Here is a 26,049-nt window from a genome sequence, read left to right on the forward strand (position 1 = left end):
ACTCACAGAGGAGACAAGGTTACTCGATTTTCCCCCGGAGATGCGCCTATAGGCCGGAAGCCGAAAGGGCGTATCTCTATTCGCGGTGTATCACTATGCCAGTGGGTTGTCCAGGAAACTTGCGGTTCGGTCCCGGGAATTACTTCCAGATCAATGGTGCCGAAGCGGGTTGGTGCAGGGCCGAAGTGAATGGGTTTTTGGGCGGACTCGCCTGTCAGCCATTCTGACGGCAACCCGGAGATAAGTATCAGCGACTCGCCCTCTTCGCGTACAAAGCAGTTTCGCATCATGCTCACCCACTCGGCGGCGGCCCAGGCGTGTTGGCCATCCCCCATGCAGCCGCCCATGGAGTGCGGGTGTATCGCTTCCGGCCACTGGCCTGTGGGGGAGGCGAGTGCCGCGACATTGCGCATCAGCTCGAAGCAGCGGGAATCGCCGGAGCGTAGCAGTACCTGGGCAATATGTAGCGTCAGATAGGCATTGATGCCTGAGTGGACCATGTCCTGGAAAAAGCCGCCGCTGACGAAACACCTTTCCAGTAGAAATTCCGTCAGATCGGTCAGGCGCGGGTCTTGCGCCGGGTAGAGTTGCAGCGGATAACCGGCGACGATGGAACCTATGGCACCTGCGTCCAGGCGCCGGTTGGGAGAGGCCGGCATGGCCGCACGGCCCAGCCGCCTCGCAGCCGCGGCCAGGCTGTCTTCAATGGTTTTTTGGAAATCGTCGGCCTCGGCGCTAAACGCGCGGGCTTCCCGGAAAAGTTCCTCTCGCTTGCAGATTCTGGCTGCCGCACGCAGGCCGGCCACACCCCAGAAGTCGTCCCAGTAGTAGCAATCGTTGGGACCCAGATGTTCGGCGCTGAAGCCCGCGGGCAGCAGGCCGCCGCAACGGCCACCATTTTTATGCAGCCGCTTGTTCACAATCCAGCGGGCACCGCGCAGTACCGGTTCGCGCCACTCTTTTTTCAGAGGCCGGTTGGTCATCTGGCAGAAGAGATCGAAGATCCAAAGGGCTTCGCCGTTAGAGTCCCATTCGCCGTCCTGAGAGAGGAAGAAGCCGTCGTGCTTTTGCCGTTTCGGGAACTGGTCCAGGGCCCGCTCCGCCCGGGCTGTCAGGCCGGCCTGAAGCAGTGACTGGATGATGAACACGGCATCGCGGAACCAGAAACGTTTGTAGGTATAGGGGCCTGGGTAAACCTCTTTTGGGGAGTGCAGTATCAGAGTGCGGATGGCGGCATCGTATAGAAACTGAAATTTCCTGTCCGGTACCGACAGGGTACAGTGGTGTTTAAGGTTGTGCTGCCAGCCTCCGGATGGATGATCGCGGTGTGAGGCGTCGCGGCCACTGCTGTGTAGAGGGATCCTGACGCCGATGCGCAGAGGTGTACCCGCCGCCAGACTGAACATCGCTGCTGCCGAGGCCATACCGACCTCGCACTCGCCGTGCAGACATTCGGTCTCGTCGCGTAGGTGCAGGTAGATATCCCCTTGGCGGTAGTTGGATGCCAGGTGTTTTTCCACCGGTCGTTCAAATATCACTGCCGTTTTGTCTTCGATTAGCCAGCAGCGGCGATTTTTGTCTAGGCGGACCTGGTGTAGAAAGCTTATTCCCTCCGGATTGCAAGGCCGCAGGGTTATTACCAACCAGCCCCCGTCGCCACTTTCGGCGATCAGCTCTAGCAGGCAGTGGCTGTCACTGCTGTCTCTCTCTACTTTGACCCGGCTTTGGAGCTGAAGGTCATCCAGGCTGCTTTCGGTGACTACGGAAATGTTCTCATCCATTTCCAGGCGTTGGCTGCACTGTTTCAGCTTGGAAGGGAGCAGCTGGCGGCCGTTCTTCCCCAGCACCCAAGCATCTATGGACCAGCCGTCGTAGTGCGGTGTGACCAGGCCGCGAGGGTCGACGATGGGCATCTCCTCGCAGTCGGGTACACCCACCGCAGTCCAGTTGCGGTGACTGAGGTTGCAGTGAGTAATAGAGAAAGCGCGGGGAATAAAGGACTCATCGCGGGGATTGAACTGGCGTTCAATCCAGTGCGGCCAGATCCAGTCCAGATTGTGTTGAATCACCTTGCTGTTGATCAGCGCGCGCGCATGGAATACCGCACCTGCGCGCAGGAGTTCGATGGGTTCGTTGACCTCCGAGGGCTCTGCGAAACGCTGCAGGCGAGCCATTACCGCTAATGGATCGAGAAAGCCATGTGAGGTGGCAAAGCGTCGCACCAGATAGCGCCAGGGGAGCCATTTCATCCAAGGCATCAGAGGTCCTTCCTATCTAATTTTTGTGCCAGTGCGCGGCGTGCCATGCGCATCAGCCCAATCAGTGCGGCCACCGCCAGCAGAAAGCCCGTGCCGTAAAAAAACCATTGCAGCGGCGTTCGCTCTTCTACCTGCCCTAACGTGGTCAGGTCGGCTGCGATGGAGCCCAGATAGACGTTGTGCAGGGTGATGGGAATAACACCGATAGCGTTACCCAGCATAAAGTCCCCAAGGCGTATGGGGGTCAGGCCAAAAAAATAGTTGGAGAGCTTGAATGGAAACAGGGGGACTAAGCGGGTCAGCATAATTAGACGCCAGCCCTCGTCGCGGATGGTCGACACCAGTTCCGGCGGTTGAATATGAGATATCAGCCAGCGGGATGGACGGGGACCGAACAGGTAGCGTGAAATCAGGAAGGCCATAGTGGCCCCGAGTACTGTGCCGGTGACAACGAACAATGTCCCTTTAACAACACCGAATACAAATCCGGCCCCCATGGTGAAGATGACCCCGGGGACCATGAGCACAATTGCCACCGCCACGATAAGGATAAACAGCAAACTGGCTTGCCAGCCCTGATCATCCAGCCATTGCAATATGGCGATGATGCGATCGTCTAGATCGAAATAGAGCATCAGGCTGATCACAACGGCGACCACCAACGCGCAGACCACAATAATCAGGACAGGAAAATACTTCACCGTCATCGTTTTACTCGGTAGCACCGCAGTTTGTGAGTCGCCAACTTATAGCCTAGTCAATCGAACGCGGTGTGTTATGACGCCTGGGGGCATGGCGAAGGGGGCGCCTGGCGCATGATTTAAGTTTGGGGATGATTCCAGTGTCCGATACCCAGTGCCGTTAGCGGCTTTAGCGTTACCGCTTTGCAATAGGGCGGATCGCACTTCTGGCCCAAGGTGTCGAATTACCAGATTTACCCAGGAACGGCTCGATCAGCGATTTTATTGGGCGTATATGCGGTTATTGATGAAGTGCACATGTCCGGCCGAAAAGGGAACGCCGGCAAGGCAGATGGCAGTATGGAAAAGCCATACCGGGCTTTATGGATGCCGCGCAACCGGGAGCCGAGTGAGTCATAAAGCTTGTTCAAGCTTAGATGTGCAGCGAAGTCAGTTACTGCGGATTTGTTCAATTGACGCGCGAGCTGACAGGGTAGAGGGCTGGGAAGCTGGAACTTCACCCTTGGGTTAAATTTTTTGAGTGAGGTCCAGTTCCCGCGTTTGCGTGGATACTTTGGTGGCCCCAGAACGAAAAAAGGCGCGATCAAACCAGTTGATCGCGCCTTTCTGTGCTTAGCAACTCATTGAGTTGCAAGGCTTTTTATGGCGGAGGGGCAGGGATTCGAACCCTGGGACCTGTTACAGTCAACGGTTTTCAAGACCGCCGCTTTCGACCACTCAGCCACCCCTCCAAATTGTCCGGCGCATTATACCGGGCGTGTTCTCAGGCACAAGGGTGCTGATCAATTTTTTTAAGTAGTTCAAAGGGTTAGCTGATTTATTAACCAGCTAACCCAGTGCACTTGCCCCCTTAGCTGGCTTCCGCAGAGTCATCGCGTGCACTTTCGCCCACCCTTTTTGCCTGGCGGGCGACGCGGGGGTCATTGGCCGGGCGTGGCAGGGGGCGTGGTTTGTGCTCGACACCCGCAGGCTGCGTTGTGTCCAGTGGGCGCTGTGAACCGATATCACGGCGCTCGGTGACAATGGCCAATTCTCTCAGCGGCTGCGGGTTGACCCGCGGATCGTTCACAGCGCGGGTGGGAGCTGCTTTAACCGGAGCGCTCGGTTCTACCGGGACTGTGGTACTCGACGGTTCCGCTGACGCTTCGTTATCTGCGGCCGTGGCTTCCTCGGGTTCCACAATTGGCTCCTTGTGCAGCGGTGCCTTTTCCTCCGGGGTTACAGCTTCAATTGCTTCGGTTGCCGGCTCTGCTTCCTCGACCGTTGGTGCGGGCGCAGTGGTGGCATCGGCAGAAACCGGCGTTTCTTCCAGTGATTCTTCCGCGCTGGCTTCCGCTTCTTCGGTGATGGACTCGGCTTGCTTTGGCTCCGCGGCCGCTTCTTCGGCCGCTGGCTCCGATTCGGCCGATGGTTTCGAGGCAGCCTCTTCGCCACCGACATCGGATGTCTGCTCCGGCACCTGTCCCTCAGTAGCAGCCTCCTCGTAGGCCTCCTCTTCTGGCGTCGGGGCTACCAATTCCGCGGGCGTTACTTTTTCGATCTGCGCAGCCTGGGCTTCTTCTCGGGACTCGATGGCCCGGGTTGCTGAAACCGATGCTTCACCCTCTGCCTCATCAATGGCTTCGTTGACTTCTTGCTCCAGCTCCTCCTGGCGCTGGGCCACGGCGGCCGCGGCGGCGTTATCGCGGCGGCCGCGACGGCGGGGCTGGGGACGGCCGCGCACGTTGTTGGGACGGCGGGCCGGGCGTTGTCCGCCGGCTTCCTCCGCACTGGCCTGTTCGGGCTCTGAGGCCTCTACAGCAGTTTCGGTTGTTGTTTCCGACTCCAGTCCCGGGTGTTGGTTTTCCTCCCGGCGGCGGCGATTTTCGTTGCTGCGACGGCGGCGGCGGCGACGCTGGCCCTCGCTGCGCTCGGTGGCGTCACGGGACTCCTCGGGTTTCAGCGGGCGCTTGTCTTCCCGCTGTTCCTCGCGACGTTCTTCGCGTTTGACGTCTTTTTTGCCTTGTTCGTCTCTGCGGCGATTCCGGCCGTTGCGGTTTCCGCGTTGGCCGCGGCGGCGCTGTTTCTGATAGTCCTTGCCGCGCCCTTTGGTTTTCTTGTGTTTCTTGGTTTTTTCTTTGGTGGAGAACAGGTCCGCAAGCGCACTGATCAAACGGCTTAACAACCCGGGCTGTGGTTTCTTTTCCGGGGTGGGGGCAGGGGCGGTATGCGCAATCTGCTGCACCGCGGGTTGTACCGGCTGGCGCACAGGCTCTTCTTCCCTGGTGCTGGTGTCCTCCACGCTGCCGGAAATCTTATAAGAGGTCTCCAGGGTGCCGGTGTCGTCGTCGCGCAAGCGTTGCACTTCGAAGTGCGGCGTCTCAAGGTCCGCGCTGGGTACAACGACGACGCGGGTACCGTTGCGTGCCTCTATCTGGGAGATGGTCTTGCGCTTTTCATTCAGCAGATAGGTAGCGACGTTAACTGGAGTGATGGCGCGGATTTCAGCGCTGCGCTCTTTCTTCGCTTCCTCTTCCACCAGCCGCAATATGGAGAGTGCCAGAGACTTGGTGCCGCGAATCGTGCCCTGTCCACTGCAGCGGGGGCAGACTCGGAAGGTGGTTTCCCCCAGGGATGGGCGCAGGCGCTGGCGAGACATTTCCAGCAGGCCGAAGCGGGAGATGCGCCCGATCTGCACACGTGCGCGATCCATGCTGAGCGCCTTCTCCATGCGCTTTTCCACCTCGCGCTGGTTGGACTTGCTCTGCATGTCGATAAAGTCGATGACCACCAAGCCACCCATATCGCGCAGGCGGAGCTGGCGGGCAATTTCGTCCGCGGCCTCCAGGTTGATATTTCGCGCTGTTTCCTCGATATCGCCACCTTTAGTGGCTCGAGAGGAGTTGATATCGATGGAAATCAGGGCCTCGGTGACGTCGATCACAATGGATCCACCGGAAGGCAGTTTAACCTCGCGCTCAAAGGCGGTTTCTATCTGGCTTTCGATCTGGTAACGGTTGAAGAGCGGAATGGCGTCTTCGTAGTACTTTACCTTGTTGGCATACTGAGGCATGACCTGCCGGGCAAATTCCGCGGCCAGCTGGTAGGCCCCCTTGTCATCGACAATGACTTCACCGATATCGTCGCGCATGTAGTCGCGGATAGCGCGAATGATGACGTTGCTCTCTTGGAACAGGAAGTGTGGCGCCTTGGAGGAATCCGCTTCTGTTTTGATGGCGCTCCAAAGCTGCAGCAGGTAGTTCAGATCCCATTGCAGCTCTTCGCCGCTGCGGCCGACGCCGGCTGTGCGCACGATGATGCCCATACCGGAAGGAACTTCGACATTGGCGAGAGCGTCGCGCAGCTCCGCGCGTTCCTCACCCTCGATGCGGCGCGAAATGCCCCCCGCGCGGGGGTTGTTGGGCATCAATACCAAGTAGCGGCCCGCCAGGCTGATAAAGGTGGTCAGGGCCGCGCCTTTGTTGCCTCGCTCTTCTTTATCCACCTGGACAATGACTTCCATACCCTCTTTAACCACATCTTTGATTTTGATGCGGCCTTCAATCTCCTTGGGCTGTTTGAGGAAGTACTCGCGGGAAATTTCTTTCAGAGGCAGGAAGCCGTGGCGTTCTTCACCATAGTCTACAAAAGCAGCTTCGAGGGAGGGCTCCACCCGGGTGATTTTACCCTTGTAGATGTTGGCTTTTTTCTGTTGCCGTGTGCGGTTTTCGATGTCCAGATCGTAGAGCCATTGGCCATCGACCAAGGCGACGCGCAACTCTTCTGGTTGAGTTGCGTTGATCAGCATTCTCTTCATATGTGTCTCATATCCTTGCTTTGCGCAAAGGTAGGACACCGAAGTTCGCAGGCTTGTTGTGAGGCTGCCGCGCGGCGGGGCCGCGGGACGGGCAGGGACTTGGGGGAGCGCTGCCCGGAAACCTGTTCGGATGGGCGATGCGAGTTACTACCCTGGTGTCACACTGCTGTAACTCCGGATGCGTGTAAATTGACTTGCATCCGTTGGTACCTTTAGCACCGTTGTTTGTCGAGTACTACCCAGTTTCGGCTGAGCGCCTGGTGCATTTGCTTCGAGGCGCGTTCAGGCTGGGCACCGCCCTCAGTCTGTGGTCGTTGCGGGCGGTGAGGTTATGCGTCCTGACATTCGGCTCTGTTGGACCGGCTTGTGGCCGTCCTCCTTTGATTCTGTGTGTTGTCTCGCCGGGCTGGCCATTGCCAGCCGGGGATGCCAGTGCGGTCGCTGGCTGCTGCTACAGAGCGGGACGCAGAAATATGAGTTGTCCTTTCAAGCGCTGCGGGCTTCAGCCCGTCTTACCTTCGCGATAATTGCTGCCCGCGTTTAGGGCGGGCTGTGTAACCGGCGAGGTACTTAATGGCGGACCTTGCCGGCGGAGTTTTTTTCAATGACGCGGCCTAATGTCGATAGTGAGGCGCGCACCGGCCGATTGGCGGTATTTTCTCAGAAACCACGGCTGTCACTTCTGGGTCCGTTACAGGAGAAGCCGCCAGTGGCGAAAACCAGCCCAATTCAGGCCGGTCGAATATAGCACGCCTCTATGGGCGCTTCAATTGTATGGGTGGGGGCGCTATTATGCGCCCCATGCGAAGTAACCCTCCTATTGAAAGGCCCTCCGAGGCCCCCCCAACCGATACCTGGAACCCCTCTGGCGGTGTGCAGTTTTTGACGGTGCCCGGTGAGCTGGCAGGGCAGCGTATCGACAACTTCCTGTTGGCGCGTATGAAGGGAGTGCCCCGGGCGCGTATTTACCGCATTTTGCGCAAGGGCGAAGTGCGGGTAAATAAAGGAAGAGTGAAGGCTGAGTACCGGCTGGCTGCGGGTGATGTGGTTAGGGTGCCGCCGGTCCGGGCAGGTGAGCAAGGGGAGGTCCCGGTGGCGGGCGATCAGTTGCGCCGCTTGTTGGAGGCTTCCGTGCTCTATGATGCGCATGGTTTGCTGGTTATCGACAAGCCGGCCGGCTTGGCCGTACATGGTGGCAGTGGCGTGCGCTTGGGGTTGATTGAAGCGTTGCGGCAGATGTATCCACAGAGCCCCTTTATTGAGCTGGTGCACCGTCTAGATCGGGATACCAGTGGCGCCATTATGGTGGCGCGTAAGCGATCAGTACTGCAGCATGTGCAGGCGGAATTGCGCTCGGGCAGAGTGGGTAAGTCTTATTTGGCGCTGGCCGCGGGTAAGTGGCCGCGTGGCCGGCGCGTGGTGGAGGCGCCGCTGCGCAAAAATACTCTCAAGAGCGGTGAACGAATGGTATCGGTGGACCCAGAAGGCAAGCCGTCTGAGACTCAATTTCGGGTTTTGGAGCGCTTTGCGGGTGCGACCTTGCTGTCGGCGGAGCCAGTGACCGGCCGGACTCATCAAATCCGCGTCCATGCGCAGTTCGCTGGTTGCCCCCTGGCTGGTGACGCCAAATATACCGCTGATGGAACGAACCGGGTATTTCGTGAGTTGGGACTAAAGCGCCTGTTTCTGCATTCTGCTTCAGTGCGCTGCAGCTTGCCCAGCGGCGAGAAGGTTGAAGTGTCGGCGCCGCTCCCTGCGGAGCTGCAATCGGTGCTGGCCGCGTTGCGGTGTCGGAATTAAAGGGGGTCTTATGTTAGTCATCCTCGACTGGGACGGGACTGTTTGCAACTCGGAGGCGCGCATTGTTTCCTGTATGCAGCGCGCTGCGGAGCGGGCGGGATTGCCAGAGCGATCTCCGGATGCAATTGGCAATATTATTGGTTTGGGGTTGCCGGAGGCGGTTGCCACTCTGTTTCCCGATGCGCCTTTGGCGCAGCAACTCAGTTTGCGCAATTACTACTCCGAGGAGTGGATGGCTGCGCGTAAGGAGCCGCTGCCGCTGTTTGATGGTGTGATGGAAACCCTGGATCAGCTATTGGGTGCTGGTCACCGCTTGGCGGTGGCTACGGGCAAGAGTCGGAGAGGGCTCAACCGGGAGTTTGAGGAGCATGGTATCGGCAGTCTGTTTACCGCCAGTCGCTGTGCCGATGAGACAGCTTCGAAGCCGAATCCGCTGATGTTGCGGGAGTTGCTTGACGAAACTGGAGTCGCAGCGGCGGATGCGGTAATGGTGGGCGACACCATTTATGACCTGGAAATGGCGGCCTCGGCAGGGGTCGCGTCAATCGGCGTCAGTTACGGGGTGCACGAGCCGGAGCGGCTCGCCGCTCTTCGCCCCAGCGCTATTATCGACCGCTTTTCCGAGTTGCTGGATTGGCCTCCCCTGGTGCCCTAATCGGCCAGGGGGTCTACCCCAAATTCACGCAGAAAATCAATTAGTCGAATTAATGGAAGCCCAATCAGCGAATTTATATCAGATCCTTCCATTTTTTCGAATAAAGCTATCCCCAAACCTTCCGCTTTGAACGAGCCTGCGCAATTGAGAGGTTTTTCCAGTTCGACGTAGCGCCGAATTTGGGATTCGTCCAGTTGGCGAAAATAAACGGTAAAAATTTCGACAGCAGAGCGTTGTTTTCCGCTGTGCGCATCCAGCAGACAAATGCCTGTGTAAAAGTGTACTGGGTGGCCACTGCAGAATTGCAGCTGCTCCTGGGCGCGCTCGCGGGTACCGGGCTTGCCCAGTATGCGACCGCGACATTCCGCCGCTTGGTCGGAGCCGATGATTAGCGCCTCGGGGTGGCTGTTTGCAATCGCGTGCGCCTTCTCTTCGGCCAGTCTTTGAGCGAGCGCCTGCGCTGCCTCCCCAGGTAATGCTTCTTCATTTATATGGGGGGTATGACAGGTAAATGGGAGTTGCAGTTTTTCCAGTAACCCTCTCCTGTATGTGGAGCTGGAGGCTAAAATCAGTGGGCGGGCCATTTCGGATCAATCCTTTTGCTATCAATAAAGCTGTCTGCCGGAGCGCGATACTGCGGCGCTTGATTTGTTTTGACAAGGGTGGGGCTTGTCCATAGAATTGCGCGCTTATGTCGATCTCCCCCTTTAATGCCGCGCTTCCCCAAACCGTTGATGCGCGTAAATTGGCCCAGCGCGAGCAGCAGTTGGCTGGTGTATTGCCTCGAGAGTCACTTGAGCGCGTGGGTGCGGCCGTGGAGGCGATGGATGGGGATGTCCGCGTTGAGCTTCTGTTCGGGCGGGATCTGCAAGGGCATTTGACGGTAAGTGGCAAGCTGAGCTGCGATGTGCAGCTTCTTTGTCAGCGTTGCCTGCAGCCGATGCCGGAACAGGTCGAGGCGGAGTTTCTCTGGGGGATAGTTTGGTCTGAGGAGCAGGGTAAGGCATTGCCCCGCGAATTGGACCCTGTGGTGCAGGATGGCGATGAGCTGGGTCTGCACCAAGCTTTGGAAGATGAGATTTTGCTCAATCTGCCCATGGTGGCCTACCACGTTGCGGAGTGTGTCGCACGAGAGCACTTTCATAGTGGCGAGGAGGCTGGTGAGGCGGATGGGCAACGGGAAAACCCCTTTAAAGTGCTGGAACAGTTGAAGGGTTCATCCAACAAGCCATAAAGGAAGTTGGGTGAGTTTGGGCTCGCCGGTGGGCGCCCCGGTTCCAGCTTAAATTGTTGATTTAGGAGCAAGCCATGGCTGTTCAGCAAAACAAAAAGACTCGTTCCCGTCGCGGTATGCGTCGTTCTCACGACGCTCTGGGTGCCGGTGCGGCGCTGTCTGTTGATCCGACTACTGGCGAGAAGCATCGTCGTCACCACGTGACTAAAGATGGTTTCTATCGCGGTCGCAAGGTGATCGAAGTCGGCGCCTCTGAAGAAGAGTAAGCTTTGTCCAGCCAATTGCGATTGGCCGTGGATGCGATGGGCGGGGACTTAGGTCCCCGCTCTGTCGTTCCGGCCTGTATCAGATTTCTCAAAAAATTCCCCCAGGCTGAACTGAAACTGTTTGGCCCGTCAGCTCAACTCCAAAACCTGATTGATGATGAGCGCCAGCCGCGGCTCGCGTCCAGGCTCGAGATCGTGCCCTGCGAGCAGGTTATCACTCAGAGTTGCAATCCCCTGCAGGCAGTTCGGCATAAGCGCGATTCCTCTATGGCATGCGCGCTGCAGTCGGTTGCGAGTGGTGAGGTCCAGGCGATGGTGACGTCGGGCAACACCGGTGCCTTGTTGGCGCTGTCCAGAAATATTCTTGGCAATATAGAAGGAGTGCGCAAACCGGCACTGGGTAAGGCGCTGCCGACAGAACGGGGGTTTTGTTATTTGTTGGATTTGGGGGCAAACATTGATTGCAGCGCAGAGGATCTGTTGCAGTTTGCCCGAATGGGGATCGAGGCCCAGCGGATACATACTGGAAGGCGCAATCTTGCGGTAGCGTTGCTGAATATTGGTGCTGAACCCCATAAGGGGACCGAGGAGATTCGTCGAGCCGCCGAGCTTTTCGAAGCTGACCCGAAAATTCACTATGCAGGGTTTGTCGAGGGGCACGACATCTTTACTGGGGTCGTGGACGTTGTTGTCTGCGATGGCCTGATGGGGAATGTGGCGATGAAGTCCGCGGAAGGCGTCATTCGACTGATGGGTCAAAAGGTGTTCACCATCGAGAAAAAAGGCGCCTTCAAGCGTTTTTTTGGCCAGTTAGCCATAAAGCTGTTGCGAAAATGGCGTACACAGGTCGAACCCGCCCGCTATAATGGCGCCTGCTTTTTAGGGGTGAGAGGCAACGTGATTAAAAGTCACGGTGGCGCCAGCAGCGAGGCTTTTTATCGCGCGATGATCACCGCCAAGGAGTGTGCCGAGGCCGATCTGGCCGCGAAAGTCGGACGCGCCATGGCGGAAGCAGAGTGGAATCGCGCTATGGATAAGTCTTGAGTTGGCATCGGGTGAATAGATCCGTAGACAACTTCCCCTATGACAACGCAACTAGGTTTAAGGATGTTCCATGACCAATGCAAGGCTCGCATTCGTCTTCCCTGGCCAGGGCTCCCAGCAGATCGGAATGCTGGCGGACGCCTCGGCTGAATTTCCCGAGATACTGGCCACTTTTAATGAGGCGTCCGATGTGCTGGGTTACGATCTTTGGGATCTGTGCCAGACCGGTGAGCCGGCGGATATCAATCTCACTGAACGAACCCAGCCACTGCTGCTGACTGCGAGCGTCTCTCTGTACAGGGCTTGGTGTGCCAAAGGCGGTGTGCGCCCCGCTCGTATGGCTGGACACAGCCTGGGAGAATGGTCCGCGTTGGTTTGCGCGGGCGTACTGTCTTTTCCAGATGCCGTGCGCCTGGTCCGTGAACGCGGACGTTTGATGCAGGAGGCAGTACCTGCGGGAGAAGGGGCAATGGCGGCAGTAATTGGCCTGGATGATTCTGCCGTAGAGAAGGCCTGCGCGGAGGCGGCGCAAGGTGAAGTGGTTGCCGCTGTAAATTACAACTCTCCTGGCCAGGTGGTTATCGCCGGGGCCGCAGCTGCGGTGGATCGGGCCATTGATCTCTGCAAATCGGCGGGTGCCAAGCGTGCTATGCCGTTGCCCGTGAGCGCGCCGTTTCATACCGAATTGATGCGCCCTGCGGCTGAAAAGCTGGCGCCGCAGATTGAAGCCACGGCTTTTCACGCGCCGCAGATTCCTGTAGTTCACAACGTTCATGCGAAACCGGAAACAGACCCCGAGGCAATCAAGGCCTTGATGGTTGAGCAGATCTACAGCCCGGTTCGTTGGACTGCCTGTGTGCAGGCAATGGCCGCTGAAGGTACTGAACAACTGCTGGAGTGTGGCCCCGGTAAGGTGCTGGCTGGCTTGGCCAAGCGTATTGATCGAGGCCTGACTTGCCGTAATATCGAGGTGCCGGCGCAGTTCCACGACGCGCTGATTGCCACCGCAGAGTAAACTTTGGAGCAACAATGACACTAACGATTTCTCTGAACGATAGGGTGGCGCTGGTTACCGGCGCGAGCCGCGGCATAGGTTCTGCTGTCGCCGACATGCTCGGTGGCTTGGGAGCTACAGTTATCGGAACTGCCACCAGCGAATCCGGTGCGGAAAAAATCAGTGCCCGCTTTGCCGAAAAGGGTATCAAGGGTTCTGGTGCGGTGCTGGATGTAACCAGCGTGGAGAGCCTGTCAGGGGTGCTTGAATTTGCCAAAAAAGAGTTCGGGGCGCCTGTTATCCTGGTTAACAATGCTGGCATCACCAAGGATAATCTGCTGATGCGTATGAAGGATGAGGAGTGGGAGGCCGTTATCGATACCAACCTTACGGCTGTCTACCGCTTGAGTAAGGCCTGCTTGCGCGACATGACTAAAGCCCGCTGGGGGCGGATTATCAATATCAGCTCCGTAGTGGGCAGCATGGGGAATCCCGGCCAGAGTAACTATGCGGCCTCCAAAGCGGGGGTGGCCGGGTTTGCGCGCTCTCTCGCGGCAGAAGTTGGCTCGCGCGGCATCACCGTCAATACCGTGGCTCCAGGATTCATCGATACCGATATGACTAAGGTGCTGCCGGAAGGCCAGCGGGAAGCACTGCTGTCCAGAATACCTCTGGGGCGCTTGGGGCAGCCGGAGGAGATTGCTTCCGTTGTTGCATTTTTAGCCAGTGACGCAGGTGGCTATGTCTCCGGAGAGACCATTCACGTCAATGGCGGCATGTATATGGCGTGAGGGTTTTTATAGAAAATCTCTGTAAGTAATTGATTTTTCGGTTTTTTTTGTCAAGGCTGAAGGTGCCGCGCGGCAGCGCATTACATCCCTAAAAAGTTGGGGTACAATGCCGCCTCGCATTATCCAGAAGCTGTGTGAGCCGGTCGTTATCTCCGCACTCAATGCGGCATGTCCCAAAAGCAGGGTAACAATAACGACTACAACAGATTTTTATCCACTAGGAGTTAAATTGAATCATGAGCAGCATTGAAGAGCGCGTAAAAAAGATCGTCGCTGAGCAACTGGGCGTAAAAGAAGAAGACGTTAAGCCTGAAGCCTCTTTTGTTGAAGATCTGGGCGCTGACTCCCTCGACACAGTTGAGTTGGTAATGGCTCTGGAAGAGGAATTTGAAACTGAAATTCCCGACGAGGAAGCCGAGAAAATCACTACTGTTCAGTTGGCCATTGATTACATCAAGGAAAATCTTGGTTAATTGCTGCTGAGCAGCTGAGGGTCCGGGAGCTTGCTTGCCACCCGGAGCCTGCATTATTTGCAAGTTTTCAGAAGAGCCGTTCTATGCCGCATAGTACGGCTCTACTTTTATTTGCGCTGAAAAATTGTGACTGCTGGAACAGGCTCTGTCCGGCAGCCTGACAAAGCGCAGCCGCGTGTAGTTAAATTTTCGGGAGAGCACGAGTGTCGCGTAGAAGAGTCGTCGTAACCGGAATGGGTATGGTCAGTCCGCTGGGGAATACTGTGGATGAGACATGGTCTTCCATCCTCGCCGGCACCAGTGGTGTTGTGCCGATTGAAACTTTTGATGTCTCGGCATTCCCCACTCGTTTTGCGGCTACGGTGAAAAATTTTGATCCCTCCCCTTATATGCCGGCAAAAGAAGCACGCAAGATGGATGTGTTTCTACAATACGGTTTGGTGGCGGCGATTCAGGCAGTGCAGGACAGCGGTCTTGAAATTACTGAGGAGGATGCCTCACGGGTCGGTACCTGTATTGGATCTGGTATGGGGGGCATCCAGGCAATTGAACACAACGCGATGTTGATCGCGGAAAAGGGGCCGCGCCGGGTTTCCCCATTCTTTGTCCCGGGAGCGATCATCAATATGGTTGCGGGCAATCTGTCGATCAAATACGGTATGAAAGGCCCGAACCTTTCTACCACCACCGCATGTACAACTGGAACCCATGCTATCGGGCTGGGTATGCGTACTATTCAGTATGGTGACGCAGATGTCATGGTGTGTGGTGGAGCGGAAATGGTTACCACTCCGGTAGGCCTGGGGGGATTCTGTGCGGCCCGTGCGCTCTCCACTCGCAACGATGACCCACAGGCTGCCAGCCGCCCCTGGGATGTCGACCGCGATGGCTTTGTGCTGGGGGAGGGGGCCGGCGTGCTGGTCCTGGAAGAATACGAGCGCGCGAAAGCGCGGGGTGCCACTATTTATGCCGAGCTGGCCGGTTTCGGTATGAGCGGCGATGCACATCACATGACCTCGCCACCGGAGGATGGCGCCGGTGCGGCGCTGTCCATGCAGAATGCCCTCAGGGATGCCGGACTGGATGTGGAGGGTGTGCAGTACATTAATGCCCATGGCACTTCCACGCTTGCAGGTGATAAAGCCGAGATCAAGGCGGTGCAGGCGGTCTTTGGGGAAGCTGCTGATAAGCTCGCTGTGAGTTCCACCAAATCCATGACCGGCCACCTGCTCGGGGCGGCGGGTGCGATCGAGGCCATTTTCTCTGTGCTCACTCTGCGGGACCAAGTGGCGCCGCCGACTATCAACCTGGACCATCCAGACGAAGCTTGCAATGACGTCAACCTGGTGCCCTGGGAGACACAAGAGAGAGTGGTTGATGCAGCTTTGTCGAATTCCTTTGGATTCGGCGGCACCAATGGTTCGCTGATATTCCGGCGCGTTTGATCCGTTGCGCCCTTCCACAATGTGGAGGGCGCTTACTTATACGGGATCATATGTCTGTACTCCCACTTTTTTTTCTTCGCGGCCGCGCCGTGGCTGCTCTGCCTCCGGATGACGACTACACCGACGGTCTTTTGGAAACCATGCGTTGCCAATCCGGAAGTCTGCCGCTGTGGCCTCTGCACCGTGCACGCCTGTTGCGTGGCGAAAGTCTGAGACAGTCGGAAATTGCCGAGATTGACGCGCTGATAACGCAGCTGGCGGCTGCCTGCCCAGTTCCCGTTGCGAGGGCGCGTTTGCGTTGGGGCATTATCGACGGCAGGCGCCAATGGGATTTGAGCTTGTTTCCCCTGGAGCAGACACCTGGATTGTCCCGGGGGGTTCGCTTATATGTCTGTGATACGCGCCTGCCGACAATCGAATCTGCCAACCCGGGATGCAAAACACTGGCGCGCGCGCGATATAATCGCGCCAAAGCGGAGTTGCCTAGTGACGAACCCTGCGATGGATTGCTGTTGGATTGCGAGGGCAGGGTGATTGAGAGCCTGCGCTGCAACTTATTGATCCGGTCGGGTAGCGCTTGGGTGACGCCGAATTTGCACCGTTGCGGTGTGCGTGGCGTAATGCGGGAGTGGCTTGGCAGCCGTATTGTGCTCCGCGAAGCGGATATGGATCTCGAATATCTGTGTGCGGCGCAGGAAGTGGCACTGTGTAACAGCCTGCGCGGTGTTATGCCTGTGCGGGAAATCATCGGCTTGCACCGCTGGTCTCTGGGATCGGAGACTGGGCTTGAGGTGCCGCGGTTGCAGCAGCTGATAGCGGAAGAATTGTGGTGAAAGCAAAGCGAGCACAGCGCCGCACACGTGTAGGGCGCTACCTGATCGGCGGTTTCCTTTTGATATTGCTATCGCTTGGTGGTGGCCTCTGGGCCTTGAAAATGGCCTTGGTTCAGCCGCTTGCCATCGGTGAAGATGGTCTGCGCTTCGAGGTCAGTGGCGGCAGCAACTTATCGCGCGTATTGCGGGAACTGGAACAGCGTGGCGTACTCAAGGGGCGCCGCCTGGTACTGATCTATGCCTATTGGCGTGAGCAGACGGGGATCCACGCTGGTGAATATCTGCTGCCTAAAGGCAGCAACGCAATGGACTTGGTCGCGCGTCTTAATCGGGGCGACGTCACCCGCTACCGGTTGACCCTGGTAGAGGGCTGGAGTTTCCGCCAAGCACTCGCTCAGGTGCGCGCGGGTCGGGGCATTGTGCAGTCGGAGGCGGGCGGTAGTCTGGAGACGGCCGCACGGGCGTTGGGCTTTGGCGATGGTGAGAGCCCCGAGGGTTGGATTTTTCCCGACACTTATATCTACCGTTCAGGCACCACAGATATCGACCTTTTGAAACAGGCCCATCAGCGCATGCAGCAGGTGCTGGATGAAGAGTGGCGCGCGCGTGCGGACAATTTGCCGTACGGTACGCCTTATGAGGCGTTGATCATGGCCTCTCTCATTGAAAAAGAAACCGGCCTGCCATCGGAGCGCAGTGAGATTGCAGGTGTTTTTGTTCGGCGCCTTAAGAGAGGTATGCGTTTACAGACGGATCCTACGGTGATCTATGGGCTCGGTGATGCGTTTGACGGCAATCTGACCCGTGCCCATTTGCGTCAGGCGACACCCTACAACACCTATGTGATCGATGGGCTTCCCCCCACACCTATTGCGCTGCCTGGGCGTGGTGCCATACACGCGGCTTTGAATCCCAAGGACGGCGACAGTTTGTATTTTGTCGGCAAGGGAGATGGCTCCCATCACTTTTCCGCGACACTGGCGGAACACAACCGGGCAGTGCGTGAATACCAGCTGAAAAGGCGTGCCGATTATCGCTCCAGTCCAGCAAGAGGAGACTGACGTTGCGGCGTGGAAAGTTTATTGTTCTAGAAGGCGGAGAGGGTGTCGGCAAGTCCACCAACCTGCAGTTTGTAACCAACTGGTTGCAAGAGCGGTCCATCTCATTTGTTCAAACCCGTGAGCCAGGCGGTACGCCACTGGCTGAAGAGCTGCGAGAACTCTTGTTGCGCCGGCGGGAAGAGGTCGTAGATCCTGTCGCGGAGCTGCTGATGGTTTTTGCTGCACGGGCACAGCATCTCGCCCGGGTGATTGTTCCGGCCCTGGAGCAGGGGCAGTGGGTCATCTGCGATCGCTTTACGGATGCCACTTACGCTTACCAGGGAGGCGGACGCCAGCTGGATCGGGCACTGATAGAACAGCTGGAGCAAAGGGTCCAGGGCAGTTTGCGTCCGGACAAGGTGCTTCTGCTGGATTTGGACCCGCAAACGGGGCTTGAACGCGCTGCCAGTACCGGTGCCGCGGATCGCTTCGAAAGTGAGCGGCTGGCCTTTTTTCAGCGGGTGCGCGCCGCCTATAAGGAACGCGCGGACGCCGCTCCGGAGCGGTACGCCGTCATTGACGCGAGCCGTCCACTGGAGCAGGTACAGCAGCAGCTGCACAGTGAACTGGAAAAACTTCTTCCATAGTGGTTCCGGCCGCGCCCGCCGGATGGCCTGACAACAACGCATATGGCTTGAGTAAGTGTCCGAACCAGAACCTTCCCCAATCCCTTCGCCACTGCCCTGGCAGGCCCCTCAATGGCAGCGTCTCGGTGCGCAGTGGCGGGCCGGTCGTTGCCCGCACGCTCTGCTGTTGAGCGGGCAGGCCGGTCTTGGTAAGCGGCGTTTTGCAGAGGCCTTTGCCGCCCTCGCGCTGTGCGAACAGCCGCGGGATGGACTCGCCTGCGGTGAATGCCGCGGTTGCCGCCTTTGGCAGGCCGGGTCTCATCCAGATTTTCTGCGTGTAGAGCCGGAAAAGCCCGGTGGACCGCTGAAAGTGGAGCAGATTCGCCAGTTGGGTGGGTTTGTCAGCAGGACCAGTGGCCGGGAGGGCGCCCGGGTGGTGTGGCTTGCCCCCGCAGAGGCCATGAATGTCAATGCTGCCAACGCGCTGCTGAAAAACCTGGAGGAGCCTGCGGCTTCCGTAATATTCCTGTTGATCAGCGATTCGCCCTCCGGCCTACTACCGACTATCCGCAGCCGTTGTCAAACAGTCGCTTTTCCCGCCCCGACGGAAGAAGTCGCACTGCACTGGTTGCAAGAGGGCGGAATTGAGGGCTTAGCCGCCCGCCGCGCTCTGGCCCTGGCGGGCGGTGCGCCTTTGTTGGCACTGGCGCTGATGGAACCGGAAGCCAGTGAAGCCCGCGACCAGTTTTTCGCCGACCTCACCTCGCTGGCACAAGGTGCGGGCAGGGCTGTGTCCCTGGCCGGGCGCTGGGAGAATCCGCCGGAGGGAGTGGAGCTGGCGGAGCTTCTGCGCTCTTGGCAGCAATGGCTGGCGCAGATGCTGCATGCCCGCAGTTGTGATCTGACTGCGGATGAGCAGGTGATGGGGTTACTGCAGCGGTTGCCGGGGACGGGGCGGGAGAGTTTGCGCCCGCTGTTTGATTTTTATGATCTGCTGCTACAAGCACGGCAGGTTCTGATGAGCGGCGCAAACCCGAATAAGCGGCTGTTGATAGAGGAGTTGATGATCCGGTGGGCGAGACTCTACGCATAGTGTGACTGGCTCGCTGTCTGACTCGTCATTCTGTCTGGACACGACCAACTCGCTCGGATAACTTAGCGCTCAATTGAAAAAAACAAGAGGTCCAGCCATGAAAGCCATGGGGGGCGGTGCCCGCAACGGCATCCTTTCGCTGAAGATCCAGGATAAATCAGTGCTCTATGCAGCCTATATGCCATTTGTAAAAAATGGTGGTCTGTTTATCAGCACTGACAAGTCATATAACCTCGGTGACGAGGTGTTTCTGCTTTTGAGCCTGATGGACGAGCCTGAAAAGGTACCGGTTGCTGGCAAGGTGGTATGGATTACGCCGAAGGGTGCCCAAGGTAACCGCACGCCGGGTATCGGAGTCCAGTTCAGCGAAAAGGACAATGTCGCGCAAAACAAGATCGAGACCTATCTCGCTGGATCACTCGAGTCCAGCCGGCCCACGCATACGTTGTAACTATTTATGCTTGTAGACAGTCACTGCCACCTCGACAGACTCAAACTGGATAACTTTAACGGCGATCTCGACGTGGTGCTGGATTTGGCACGTGACCGCGGCGTGGGCAAGTTCTTATGTGTAGGAATTAGTCTGGATAACGCTGACCGAGTTGTAGATTTGGCGAGCCGCTATGAGGATGTGGTCTGTTCCGTGGGTGTGCATCCACTGGATGTGGACTCAGGCCTCGCTGATGTCGGTATGCTGATGGCGCTAGCACAGAGGCCAAAAGTTGTCGCCCTTGGCGAGACCGGTCTCGACTACTATTACAGCTCCGAAACGAAGCAAGTTCAGCAGCAGAGTTTTATTGCCCATTTGGAGGCGGCCGGTCGTTCCGGTCTGCCGGTGATAGTCCACACCCGGAATGCCCGCAAGGACACCATCGATCTACTGCGCGAGCATGCCAATCGCGAGTGCGCAGGTGTGTTGCACTGCTTTACCGAGAGCTGGGATATGGCCCGAGCGGCACTGGATCTTAATTTTTATATTTCCCTGTCCGGTATCGTCACCTTCAAAAATGCTGAAGAACTGCGCGATGTAGCGCGAAAGTTGCCACTGGACAGACTGCTGGTAGAAACGGACTCTCCTTATCTGGCCCCGGTTCCCTACCGCGGCAAGCCGAATATCCCCGCCTATGTGCGCGAGGTAGCGGAGTTTATCGCCGAGCTGCGCGGCATAGCTTTCGAGCAGCTGGCTGAAATTACCACTGAAAATTTCTACAGACTTTTCCCCCGGGCTGCCTGAGCCCGTCAACCGGATTCAATCAACATGATGAAACAGCAGTTGCAGACCATGTTGGCTCTGCAGGACGAGATTAATACTCTGGTCAATGATAACTGGCGCGAACAAAATTTTGCCTGGTACCGCGCTATTTGGGTTGAGAGCGCTGAACTGTTGGACCACTACGGCTGGAAGTGGTGGAAAAAGCAGGTGCCGGATATGGATCAGGTAAAGCTCGAGCTGGTTGACATATGGCATTTCGGTCTTAGCCTAGAGTTGCAGTCCGGATGTCCGGAAGAAGTGGCGGCGTCTATGTGCCAAGCGCTGAAGATGCGCGTATGCCAGCCGAGCGATTTCCGCACGGATCTCGAAACTTTCACGCTGAACACCCTGGCCGACAAGCGATTTGACTTGGTGGGCTTTGTCCAGCTGCTGGCAGATGTCAATATGAGCTTCGATGAACTCTATCAGCGCTATGTGGGAAAAAATGTTCTCAACCGTTTCCGTCAAGATAACGGCTACAAAACCGGTACTTATGTAAAAAACTGGGGTGGACGCGAGGACAACGAGCACCTGGCGGAGATCTCCAGACAGTTGGATACTTCTTCACCGGATTACAGTGATCAGGTATATCGGGCGCTTGAGGCTCGCTACCGTGAAATCACGCGTGCATGATTTGCACAGCCTGCTTTGTCTAATAATTGTGCACCTGTGGTTCTACGACTTTGGTCTGGAATCTCTTCGGGCGTGATGAAATTTACCTGTAAGCCTCTATAATGCTGGCCGCTTACAAACGAGGGAGAACTATCGTGAAAGCACCTGTTCGTGTTGCTGTTACCGGCGCTGCCGGTCAGATCAGCTATTCGCTGCTGTTCCGTATCGCTTCCGGCGAAATGTTGGGCAAAGATCAGCCGGTGATCCTGCAACTGCTGGAAATCACACCAGCCCTTGAGGCACTCAAAGGCGTGGCTATGGAGCTGGAAGATTGCGCCTTCCCGCTGCTGGCTGGAATTGTTCAAACCGACGACGCCACTGTTGCTTTTAAAGATGCCGACTACGCGCTGTTGGTGGGGGCGCGTCCGCGAGGGCCGGGCATGGAGCGCAAAGATCTGCTGGAGGCCAATGCCGCTATCTTCTCTGCGCAAGGTAAAGCGCTGAACGATGTTGCATCGCGCAATGTGAAGGTGCTGGTCGTAGGCAACCCGGCCAACACCAACGCGCTGATCGCCCAGCGCAACGCACCGGATCTGGATCCACGTAACTTCACCGCCATGACTCGTCTGGACCATAATCGCGCCTTGTCTCAACTGGCGGCCAAGACGGGCACTACCGTAAACGATATCACCCACATGACAATCTGGGGCAACCACTCTTCCACTCAGTACCCGGATCTGCACCAGGCCAAAGTGTCCGGCGAAGCCGCCATGGGCAAGGTGGAGCAGGAGTGGTACGAGAATGATTTTATCCCCACGGTGCAGCAGCGCGGCGCAGCGATTATCAAGGCGCGCGGTGCTTCTTCCGCCGCTTCCGCAGCCAACGCCGCCATCGATCATATGCGCGACTGGGCACTGGGTAGTAAAGAGGGCGACTGGACCAGCATGGCTGTATACAGCGATGGCTCTTACGGCATCCAGGAAGGGCTGATCTACTCTTTCCCCTGCGTTTGCAAAAATGGTGACTGGGAAATTGTTCAGGGAGTGGAAATTAACGATTTCTCCCGTGAGAAAATGAAGGCCACTGAGCAGGAGTTGGCTGAAGAACGCGATGCCGTGGCGCACTTGCTACCGTAAATTCAGCCTTTCTTTGAATAAAGACCCGCATTTCGGTGCGGGTTTTTTATTGGTGAAAAGTTTGCTGTTGTCGGCAAGCACGAAAAAAGGCTGCTTTCGCGTCATCCGTGCTCGTTTGCAAAGCCGGTGTATCTTGCGTCTCTCTTTGGCTGAACAGCCTTAAATTCAGTGATGGTGCTCAACAAGCGGATCAATCAGAGGTCGCAAAGCTTCTGTGGCGGTAGCGCATTGCTTTGGGTGACAGATATTCCGGAGGGTTGGAGAGGCACTGTGTTTCGGGTCGGGAAGCTGTAAGTGCGATGCTACACTTCAGACTGTGTAGTATCCGGGGGTAGGCTCTATGGTCACCCAAGTTGGAAGCAGCTCAGCGGGCAGTGCCTGTATTCTGCTCGCGCCGAACCAGTCTATATCTCGTTCAGGCAGCCTGTGGGTATTTACCTCCCTATTGGCTCTTTCATTGGGAATCAGCCTCGCGTTCGCTTTAGCTGGTGCCTGGATGATATTACCGTTTGCCAGTCTGGAGATGCTGTTGCTGTTTGTGCTCTTCGGTTTTGTGTATGTGGAGGGGAGCCGTCGGCAGGTGATACGTATCAGCGGTGAGCGGGTGATTTTGGATTGGTGCCGGGGCCCCCGGCAACAGAGCGTTTATCACCGAGAATTCCAGCGGAGCAGCTTGGCAGTACTGGTGAGGCTCGGGGATGGCGTCAATGAGCCGGCTTCCCTCTGCTTCAGCGGTCCGGAAGGCTGTTTGCAGGTAGGTGATTTCCTGACTGATGCGGAGCGGGCTGATTTGGTACAGAAGTTGAGCCAGTGCGGCATCTATGCCCGCAAGGAAAGAGGTTACAGGCTTCGCCAGTTTTGACGCTCGGTTAGGATTCTTAGTTGTTGTTTCCGCTATAATTTTCGGCCATTTTCAAGCGGATTTGATTTAGGGGGCTTTAATGGCATTTCCAAAGATCGGCAACCTGGCGCCAGTTTTTACTCTGCCTAATCAAAAGGGTGAAAAGGTGGCACTCAAGGATTTTCGTGGGGAGCGCAATGTGGTGCTGTATTTCTACCCCAAGGCACTGACGCCAGGGTGCACCACCCAAGCCTGTGGGATTCGAGATAGTGCCGCTGAATTCGACAAACGGGATACGGTGGTGCTGGGAGTGAGTCCGGATCCGGTTGCCCGATTGCAAAAATTTATCGAGAAGCATGCGTTGAATTTTGACCTCCTTGCTGATGAAGATCATAAAATTGCCGATAAATACGGTTGCTGGGGGCTGAAAAAATTTATGGGTAAGGAGTATATGGGATTGTTGCGAACCACATTTATCATCGACAAAAATGGTCGTTTGCAACATATTATCGATAAGGTGAAGACTAAGACCCACCACGATGATGTCTTGCAGTGGATCGACAAAAATCTCATTTGACCACGGTATTCCGGCAGCGCTTCCAGGCAGGGAAAAAGACTTGGGGGCGCTCCCCATCGATATTATTTGTCTAAAATCTTTGTTTAAATGCCACACTCCAAAACAGGATGTGCCATAGCCTCAAATTGGCGCATCACTGCCTTTTGTGACAGCGTCTAAAAAAACTCACTGTCGTCCCTTGCATTGCGGAATCTTGGTCTATACTGGCCAGTGTGAAGGAAAGGTACGCCGGCATCGGTTTGTTCCCGATGGGACGTTGCCGGAATGATGTGTTTAAAAAATGTTCAGCTCTGTGAAGGATTCGGTGTCTGTTTCAGGTGCATCCCGGCACCCGGGTTGTAACCCGCTCTGGTAGGCAGTTTTTGGGCAGGTTGAGGCAATAGGGATTCGCAGGAAGCGGGCATAGAAAAATAACTGCGGCTCACGGAACTTAAAAGGAGCAGCTCTATGAACCATATACAGCCAGATCAAGCCTCTCTCGCAGAAGATAAATCGCTTCAGCAAGCCAGAATATCCGGAGATCCCAATATTCTGGACCAGTTGCTCGCCCCGCCTGAAGCTACAAGCTTTGGCATTGCCGCGCGAGTGATCGATGTTTTGGAGCAACGCATCGGCAAGGCTTCGCTGGCCATTCGTCCGGTGGCATCGGATCTCAGTATGTCCACCCGCACCCTGCAGCGGCGCCTGCAGGAACACAATCTCAGTTTTGCCTCTCTGCGCGACCATGTGCGTTTTCGCCATGCGGTGCATTTCCTCAAGGATACGGCGCTCAGCGTGGATGGTATTTCTCGGATTCTTGATTTCTCCGACCGCACCAGTTTCACCAGCGCCTTTAAACGCTGGACGGGCATGTCGCCGACTGGCTATCGCCGCCAGGTGCGGCAGCGCTTTTGATGGCTTCGCGCGGATTGCCTCGGCAGAGCAAACCCGGTAGAGTTGTGCGCAATTTTATACGTCTGACTCTCAGAGGTTTTGCATGAGCTTTTTTATTCCCAATGCCGTGGCACAACAGGCGGCTCCGGCGCCGCAGGGCAACCCTATGGTAACCCTGCTGATGTTCGCTGGCTTGTTTGCGTTTATGTGGTTTTTTATCATCCGCCCGCAGCGTAAACGCCAAAAGGAACATCAGGAGTTGGTCGAATCCCTCAAAAAGGGGGACGAAGTAGTGATGACCAGCGGTATGCTGGGCCGCATCGACAAGGTTGACGACGACTACATCGTGTTGCAGGTCGCTGACAACATGTCACTCAAGTTTCAGAAAGTCGCCGTCCACGCGGTACTGCCTAAAGGCACGATTAAGAAGATTTGACGCCAGTTGCACACTGGATTGGAAAGCCCGGCAACTCGCCGGGTTTCTTGTATTATCAGTTGTGTAGCCGGGCGTATTGATACAGTTTGCGCACAGCCTTCTCGCAGGGTTTCCCCAAGGTTTCATGAATTATCTTTCGGATACCCCAAAGGTAATTGAGTAAAAAATGACTTATACAGTGGGCAGCCAATGAACCTCTCTCTGCCGCCGAGAATCCCGCTTGCGCGCCTGCCGACGCCGCTGCAGCCCCTGGACCGCATTACGGAAAAATACTCCACGCCCCACGGTGGGCCGCGCCTTTGGGTCAAGCGTGATGACTTGACTGAGACGGCTATGTCAGGCAACAAATTGCGCAAACTCGAATTTGTTGCCGGCGCAGCCCGGGCCCAGGGCTGCGATACGTTGATTACCTGTGGCGGGATTCAGTCAAATCACTGCCGCACTACAGCGCTCGTTGGTGCCCGTCTCGGGATGCGCGTGCAGTTGATCCTGCGAGGAGAAGAGAAGGGTGTCCCGGATGGCAACCTGCTGGTCGATAGACTAGCTGGTGCTTCCACCGCCTTTTATCCTGCGCGCCAGTATTTCGAAACGCTTCCTGAACTATTTGCCCATTGGTGTGACTTTTATGCAGACCGGGGTCACAAGGCTTTCTGTATCCCGACGGGGGCCAGTGATGGCTGGGGTATTTGGGGCTATATAGCGGCTGCGGAAGAGCTTCTTGCAGATTGCCGTGCGCAGGGCTTCGAGCCGGAACATATTATCTGCGCCACCGGCAGTGGCGGAACCCAGGCGGGACTGAGCCTCGGATGTCACCTACTGGGGGCGAACGCCCGCGTGACCGGTTATGCGGTTTGCGACAGCGCTGATTATTTTCAACGCAAGGTGCTCGAAGATATTCGGCACTGGGAGGCCCTAAATAGTCAGTCGGTCGATGAAACGTCACTAGACGTGCGAGTCAATGCTGACTATATAGGGCCCGGATACGCGGAGGCGGAGGAGCCTGTGTACCGGGCGATCGCGGAAGCTGCCAGCCTTGAGGGGCTGCTGCTGGACCCGGTATATACCGGGAAGGCATTCTACGGCCTTCTACAGGAGCTGAGGAAGGGCAGTTACCGGGATTGTGAGAACCTCGTATTTGTGCATACGGGCGGCCAGTTTGGGCTTTTTCCCCATCGCGAGATGTTCCCTTTTCTTCTATAACAGGAATGTGACTGTTATGACTCTGTGGAAACTGCTAACCTGCGCAAAAATTTGCATTTATTTTTGTATAAAA

At 56.7% G+C, this 26,049-nt stretch carries 26 protein-coding genes and 1 tRNA gene; 22 read left to right on the forward strand and 5 right to left on the reverse strand.

Going from position 1 to position 26,049, the window contains the following annotated elements; all coding sequences use genetic code 11:
* Positions 1 to 2: 2 nt before the first annotated feature.
* The 4 genes from BM155_RS02755 to rne all read right to left on the reverse strand — a co-directional run bounded on the left by BM155_RS02755 (position 3) and on the right by rne (position 6,755).
* Positions 3 to 2,258 (reverse strand): hypothetical protein, encoded by a 2,256-nt coding sequence (locus tag BM155_RS02755; RefSeq protein WP_074900996.1) that lies wholly within the window; start codon positions 2,256 to 2,258, stop codon positions 3 to 5.
* Entirely contained in the window at positions 2,258 to 2,965 is a 708-nt protein-coding gene (locus BM155_RS02760) for a TVP38/TMEM64 family protein (RefSeq protein WP_074900998.1), read from the reverse strand. Before BM155_RS02760 ends, BM155_RS02755 begins: the two co-directional genes overlap by 1 nt.
* Positions 2,966 to 3,602: 637 nt before the next feature.
* Positions 3,603 to 3,690, reverse strand: a tRNA-Ser gene (locus BM155_RS02765).
* 119 nt (positions 3,691 to 3,809) lie between these two features.
* Positions 3,810 to 6,755 (reverse strand): ribonuclease E, encoded by a 2,946-nt coding sequence (rne, locus tag BM155_RS02770; RefSeq protein WP_074901000.1) that lies wholly within the window; start codon positions 6,753 to 6,755, stop codon positions 3,810 to 3,812.
* Positions 6,756 to 7,544: 789 nt separating this feature from the next.
* Between rne and rluC the strand changes: the two genes are divergently transcribed.
* The gene (rluC, locus tag BM155_RS02775) at positions 7,545 to 8,555 is read left to right on the forward strand and encodes a 23S rRNA pseudouridine(955/2504/2580) synthase RluC (RefSeq protein ID WP_254773113.1); all 1,011 of its coding nucleotides are present in this window, start codon (positions 7,545 to 7,547) and stop codon (positions 8,553 to 8,555) included.
* Positions 8,556 to 8,565: 10 nt separating this feature from the next.
* Entirely contained in the window at positions 8,566 to 9,210 is a 645-nt protein-coding gene (locus BM155_RS02780; protein ID WP_074901003.1) for an HAD-IA family hydrolase, read from the forward strand.
* Here BM155_RS02780 and BM155_RS02785 read toward each other — a convergent pair.
* Positions 9,207 to 9,794 (reverse strand): Maf family protein, encoded by a 588-nt coding sequence (locus BM155_RS02785; RefSeq protein WP_067153164.1) that lies wholly within the window; start codon positions 9,792 to 9,794, stop codon positions 9,207 to 9,209. The two genes, BM155_RS02780 and BM155_RS02785, sit on opposite strands and share 4 nt — an antisense overlap.
* Before the next feature lie 107 nt (positions 9,795 to 9,901).
* On the opposite strand from BM155_RS02785, the gene BM155_RS02790 reads away from it, so the two are divergent.
* From BM155_RS02790 to BM155_RS02885, 20 genes are all read left to right on the forward strand, one after another.
* Positions 9,902 to 10,444: a YceD family protein gene (locus tag BM155_RS02790; protein ID WP_067153166.1), complete on the forward strand. Its 543-nt coding sequence runs from the start codon at positions 9,902 to 9,904 to the stop codon at positions 10,442 to 10,444.
* A gap of 74 nt (positions 10,445 to 10,518) precedes the next feature.
* Positions 10,519 to 10,710, forward strand: a complete 192-nt coding sequence (gene rpmF, locus BM155_RS02795; protein ID WP_067153168.1) for a 50S ribosomal protein L32 — start codon at positions 10,519 to 10,521, stop codon at positions 10,708 to 10,710.
* A gap of 3 nt (positions 10,711 to 10,713) precedes the next feature.
* Positions 10,714 to 11,754: a phosphate acyltransferase PlsX gene (gene plsX / locus BM155_RS02800; protein ID WP_067153170.1), complete on the forward strand. Its 1,041-nt coding sequence runs from the start codon at positions 10,714 to 10,716 to the stop codon at positions 11,752 to 11,754.
* A 70-nt stretch (positions 11,755 to 11,824) separates the two neighbouring features.
* Complete coding sequence (gene fabD / locus BM155_RS02805) at positions 11,825 to 12,769, forward strand: ACP S-malonyltransferase (RefSeq protein WP_074901005.1); 945 nt, start codon at positions 11,825 to 11,827, stop codon at positions 12,767 to 12,769.
* 14 nt (positions 12,770 to 12,783) lie between these two features.
* On the forward strand, positions 12,784 to 13,539 hold the full coding sequence (gene fabG / locus BM155_RS02810; protein WP_197463094.1) for a 3-oxoacyl-ACP reductase FabG: 756 nt from the start codon (positions 12,784 to 12,786) through the stop codon (positions 13,537 to 13,539).
* 236 nt (positions 13,540 to 13,775) lie between these two features.
* Positions 13,776 to 14,012, forward strand: a complete 237-nt coding sequence (gene acpP, locus BM155_RS02815) for an acyl carrier protein (protein WP_067080870.1) — start codon at positions 13,776 to 13,778, stop codon at positions 14,010 to 14,012.
* A gap of 203 nt (positions 14,013 to 14,215) precedes the next feature.
* A complete protein-coding gene (gene fabF / locus BM155_RS02820; protein WP_067153174.1) occupies positions 14,216 to 15,457 on the forward strand; it encodes a beta-ketoacyl-ACP synthase II in 1,242 nt (413 codons plus the stop codon).
* 50 nt (positions 15,458 to 15,507) lie between these two features.
* On the forward strand, positions 15,508 to 16,290 hold the full coding sequence (locus BM155_RS02825) for an aminotransferase class IV (RefSeq protein ID WP_067153176.1): 783 nt from the start codon (positions 15,508 to 15,510) through the stop codon (positions 16,288 to 16,290).
* Positions 16,287 to 17,351, forward strand: a complete 1,065-nt coding sequence (gene mltG / locus BM155_RS02830) for an endolytic transglycosylase MltG (protein WP_231902499.1) — start codon at positions 16,287 to 16,289, stop codon at positions 17,349 to 17,351. Before BM155_RS02825 ends, mltG begins: the two co-directional genes overlap by 4 nt.
* Positions 17,352 to 17,353: 2 nt before the next feature.
* Positions 17,354 to 17,977 (forward strand): dTMP kinase, encoded by a 624-nt coding sequence (tmk, locus tag BM155_RS02835; protein ID WP_067153178.1) that lies wholly within the window; start codon positions 17,354 to 17,356, stop codon positions 17,975 to 17,977.
* A gap of 55 nt (positions 17,978 to 18,032) precedes the next feature.
* On the forward strand, positions 18,033 to 19,049 hold the full coding sequence (locus tag BM155_RS02840) for a DNA polymerase III subunit delta' (RefSeq protein WP_067153180.1): 1,017 nt from the start codon (positions 18,033 to 18,035) through the stop codon (positions 19,047 to 19,049).
* A 97-nt stretch (positions 19,050 to 19,146) separates the two neighbouring features.
* The gene (locus tag BM155_RS02845; RefSeq protein WP_067153182.1) at positions 19,147 to 19,500 is read left to right on the forward strand and encodes a PilZ domain-containing protein; all 354 of its coding nucleotides are present in this window, start codon (positions 19,147 to 19,149) and stop codon (positions 19,498 to 19,500) included.
* Between the two features lie 6 nt (positions 19,501 to 19,506).
* Positions 19,507 to 20,283 carry a TatD family hydrolase gene (locus BM155_RS02850; protein ID WP_067153184.1) on the forward strand — a complete coding sequence of 259 codons (777 nt, stop codon included), beginning with the start codon at positions 19,507 to 19,509 and terminating at the stop codon, positions 20,281 to 20,283.
* Between the two features lie 27 nt (positions 20,284 to 20,310).
* The gene (locus tag BM155_RS02855; protein ID WP_074901383.1) at positions 20,311 to 20,934 is read left to right on the forward strand and encodes a dUTP diphosphatase; all 624 of its coding nucleotides are present in this window, start codon (positions 20,311 to 20,313) and stop codon (positions 20,932 to 20,934) included.
* 134 nt (positions 20,935 to 21,068) lie between these two features.
* Positions 21,069 to 22,049 carry a malate dehydrogenase gene (locus BM155_RS02860; RefSeq protein ID WP_067153186.1) on the forward strand — a complete coding sequence of 327 codons (981 nt, stop codon included), beginning with the start codon at positions 21,069 to 21,071 and terminating at the stop codon, positions 22,047 to 22,049.
* Between the two features lie 340 nt (positions 22,050 to 22,389).
* A complete protein-coding gene (locus BM155_RS02865) occupies positions 22,390 to 22,911 on the forward strand; it encodes a DUF2244 domain-containing protein (RefSeq protein WP_067153188.1) in 522 nt (173 codons plus the stop codon).
* Positions 22,912 to 22,990: 79 nt separating this feature from the next.
* Positions 22,991 to 23,467 (forward strand): thioredoxin-dependent thiol peroxidase, encoded by a 477-nt coding sequence (gene bcp, locus BM155_RS02870; RefSeq protein ID WP_074901008.1) that lies wholly within the window; start codon positions 22,991 to 22,993, stop codon positions 23,465 to 23,467.
* A gap of 447 nt (positions 23,468 to 23,914) precedes the next feature.
* Complete coding sequence (locus tag BM155_RS02875; RefSeq protein ID WP_067153192.1) at positions 23,915 to 24,361, forward strand: helix-turn-helix domain-containing protein; 447 nt, start codon at positions 23,915 to 23,917, stop codon at positions 24,359 to 24,361.
* An 82-nt stretch (positions 24,362 to 24,443) separates the two neighbouring features.
* The gene (gene yajC / locus BM155_RS02880; protein WP_067153194.1) at positions 24,444 to 24,776 is read left to right on the forward strand and encodes a preprotein translocase subunit YajC; all 333 of its coding nucleotides are present in this window, start codon (positions 24,444 to 24,446) and stop codon (positions 24,774 to 24,776) included.
* A gap of 189 nt (positions 24,777 to 24,965) precedes the next feature.
* Positions 24,966 to 25,976 (forward strand): D-cysteine desulfhydrase family protein, encoded by a 1,011-nt coding sequence (locus BM155_RS02885; RefSeq protein ID WP_074901010.1) that lies wholly within the window; start codon positions 24,966 to 24,968, stop codon positions 25,974 to 25,976.
* Positions 25,977 to 26,049: the final 73 nt, after the last annotated feature.

It is taken from the genome of Microbulbifer thermotolerans (assembly GCF_900112305.1).
Classification (GTDB): domain Bacteria; phylum Pseudomonadota; class Gammaproteobacteria; order Pseudomonadales; family Cellvibrionaceae; genus Microbulbifer; species Microbulbifer thermotolerans.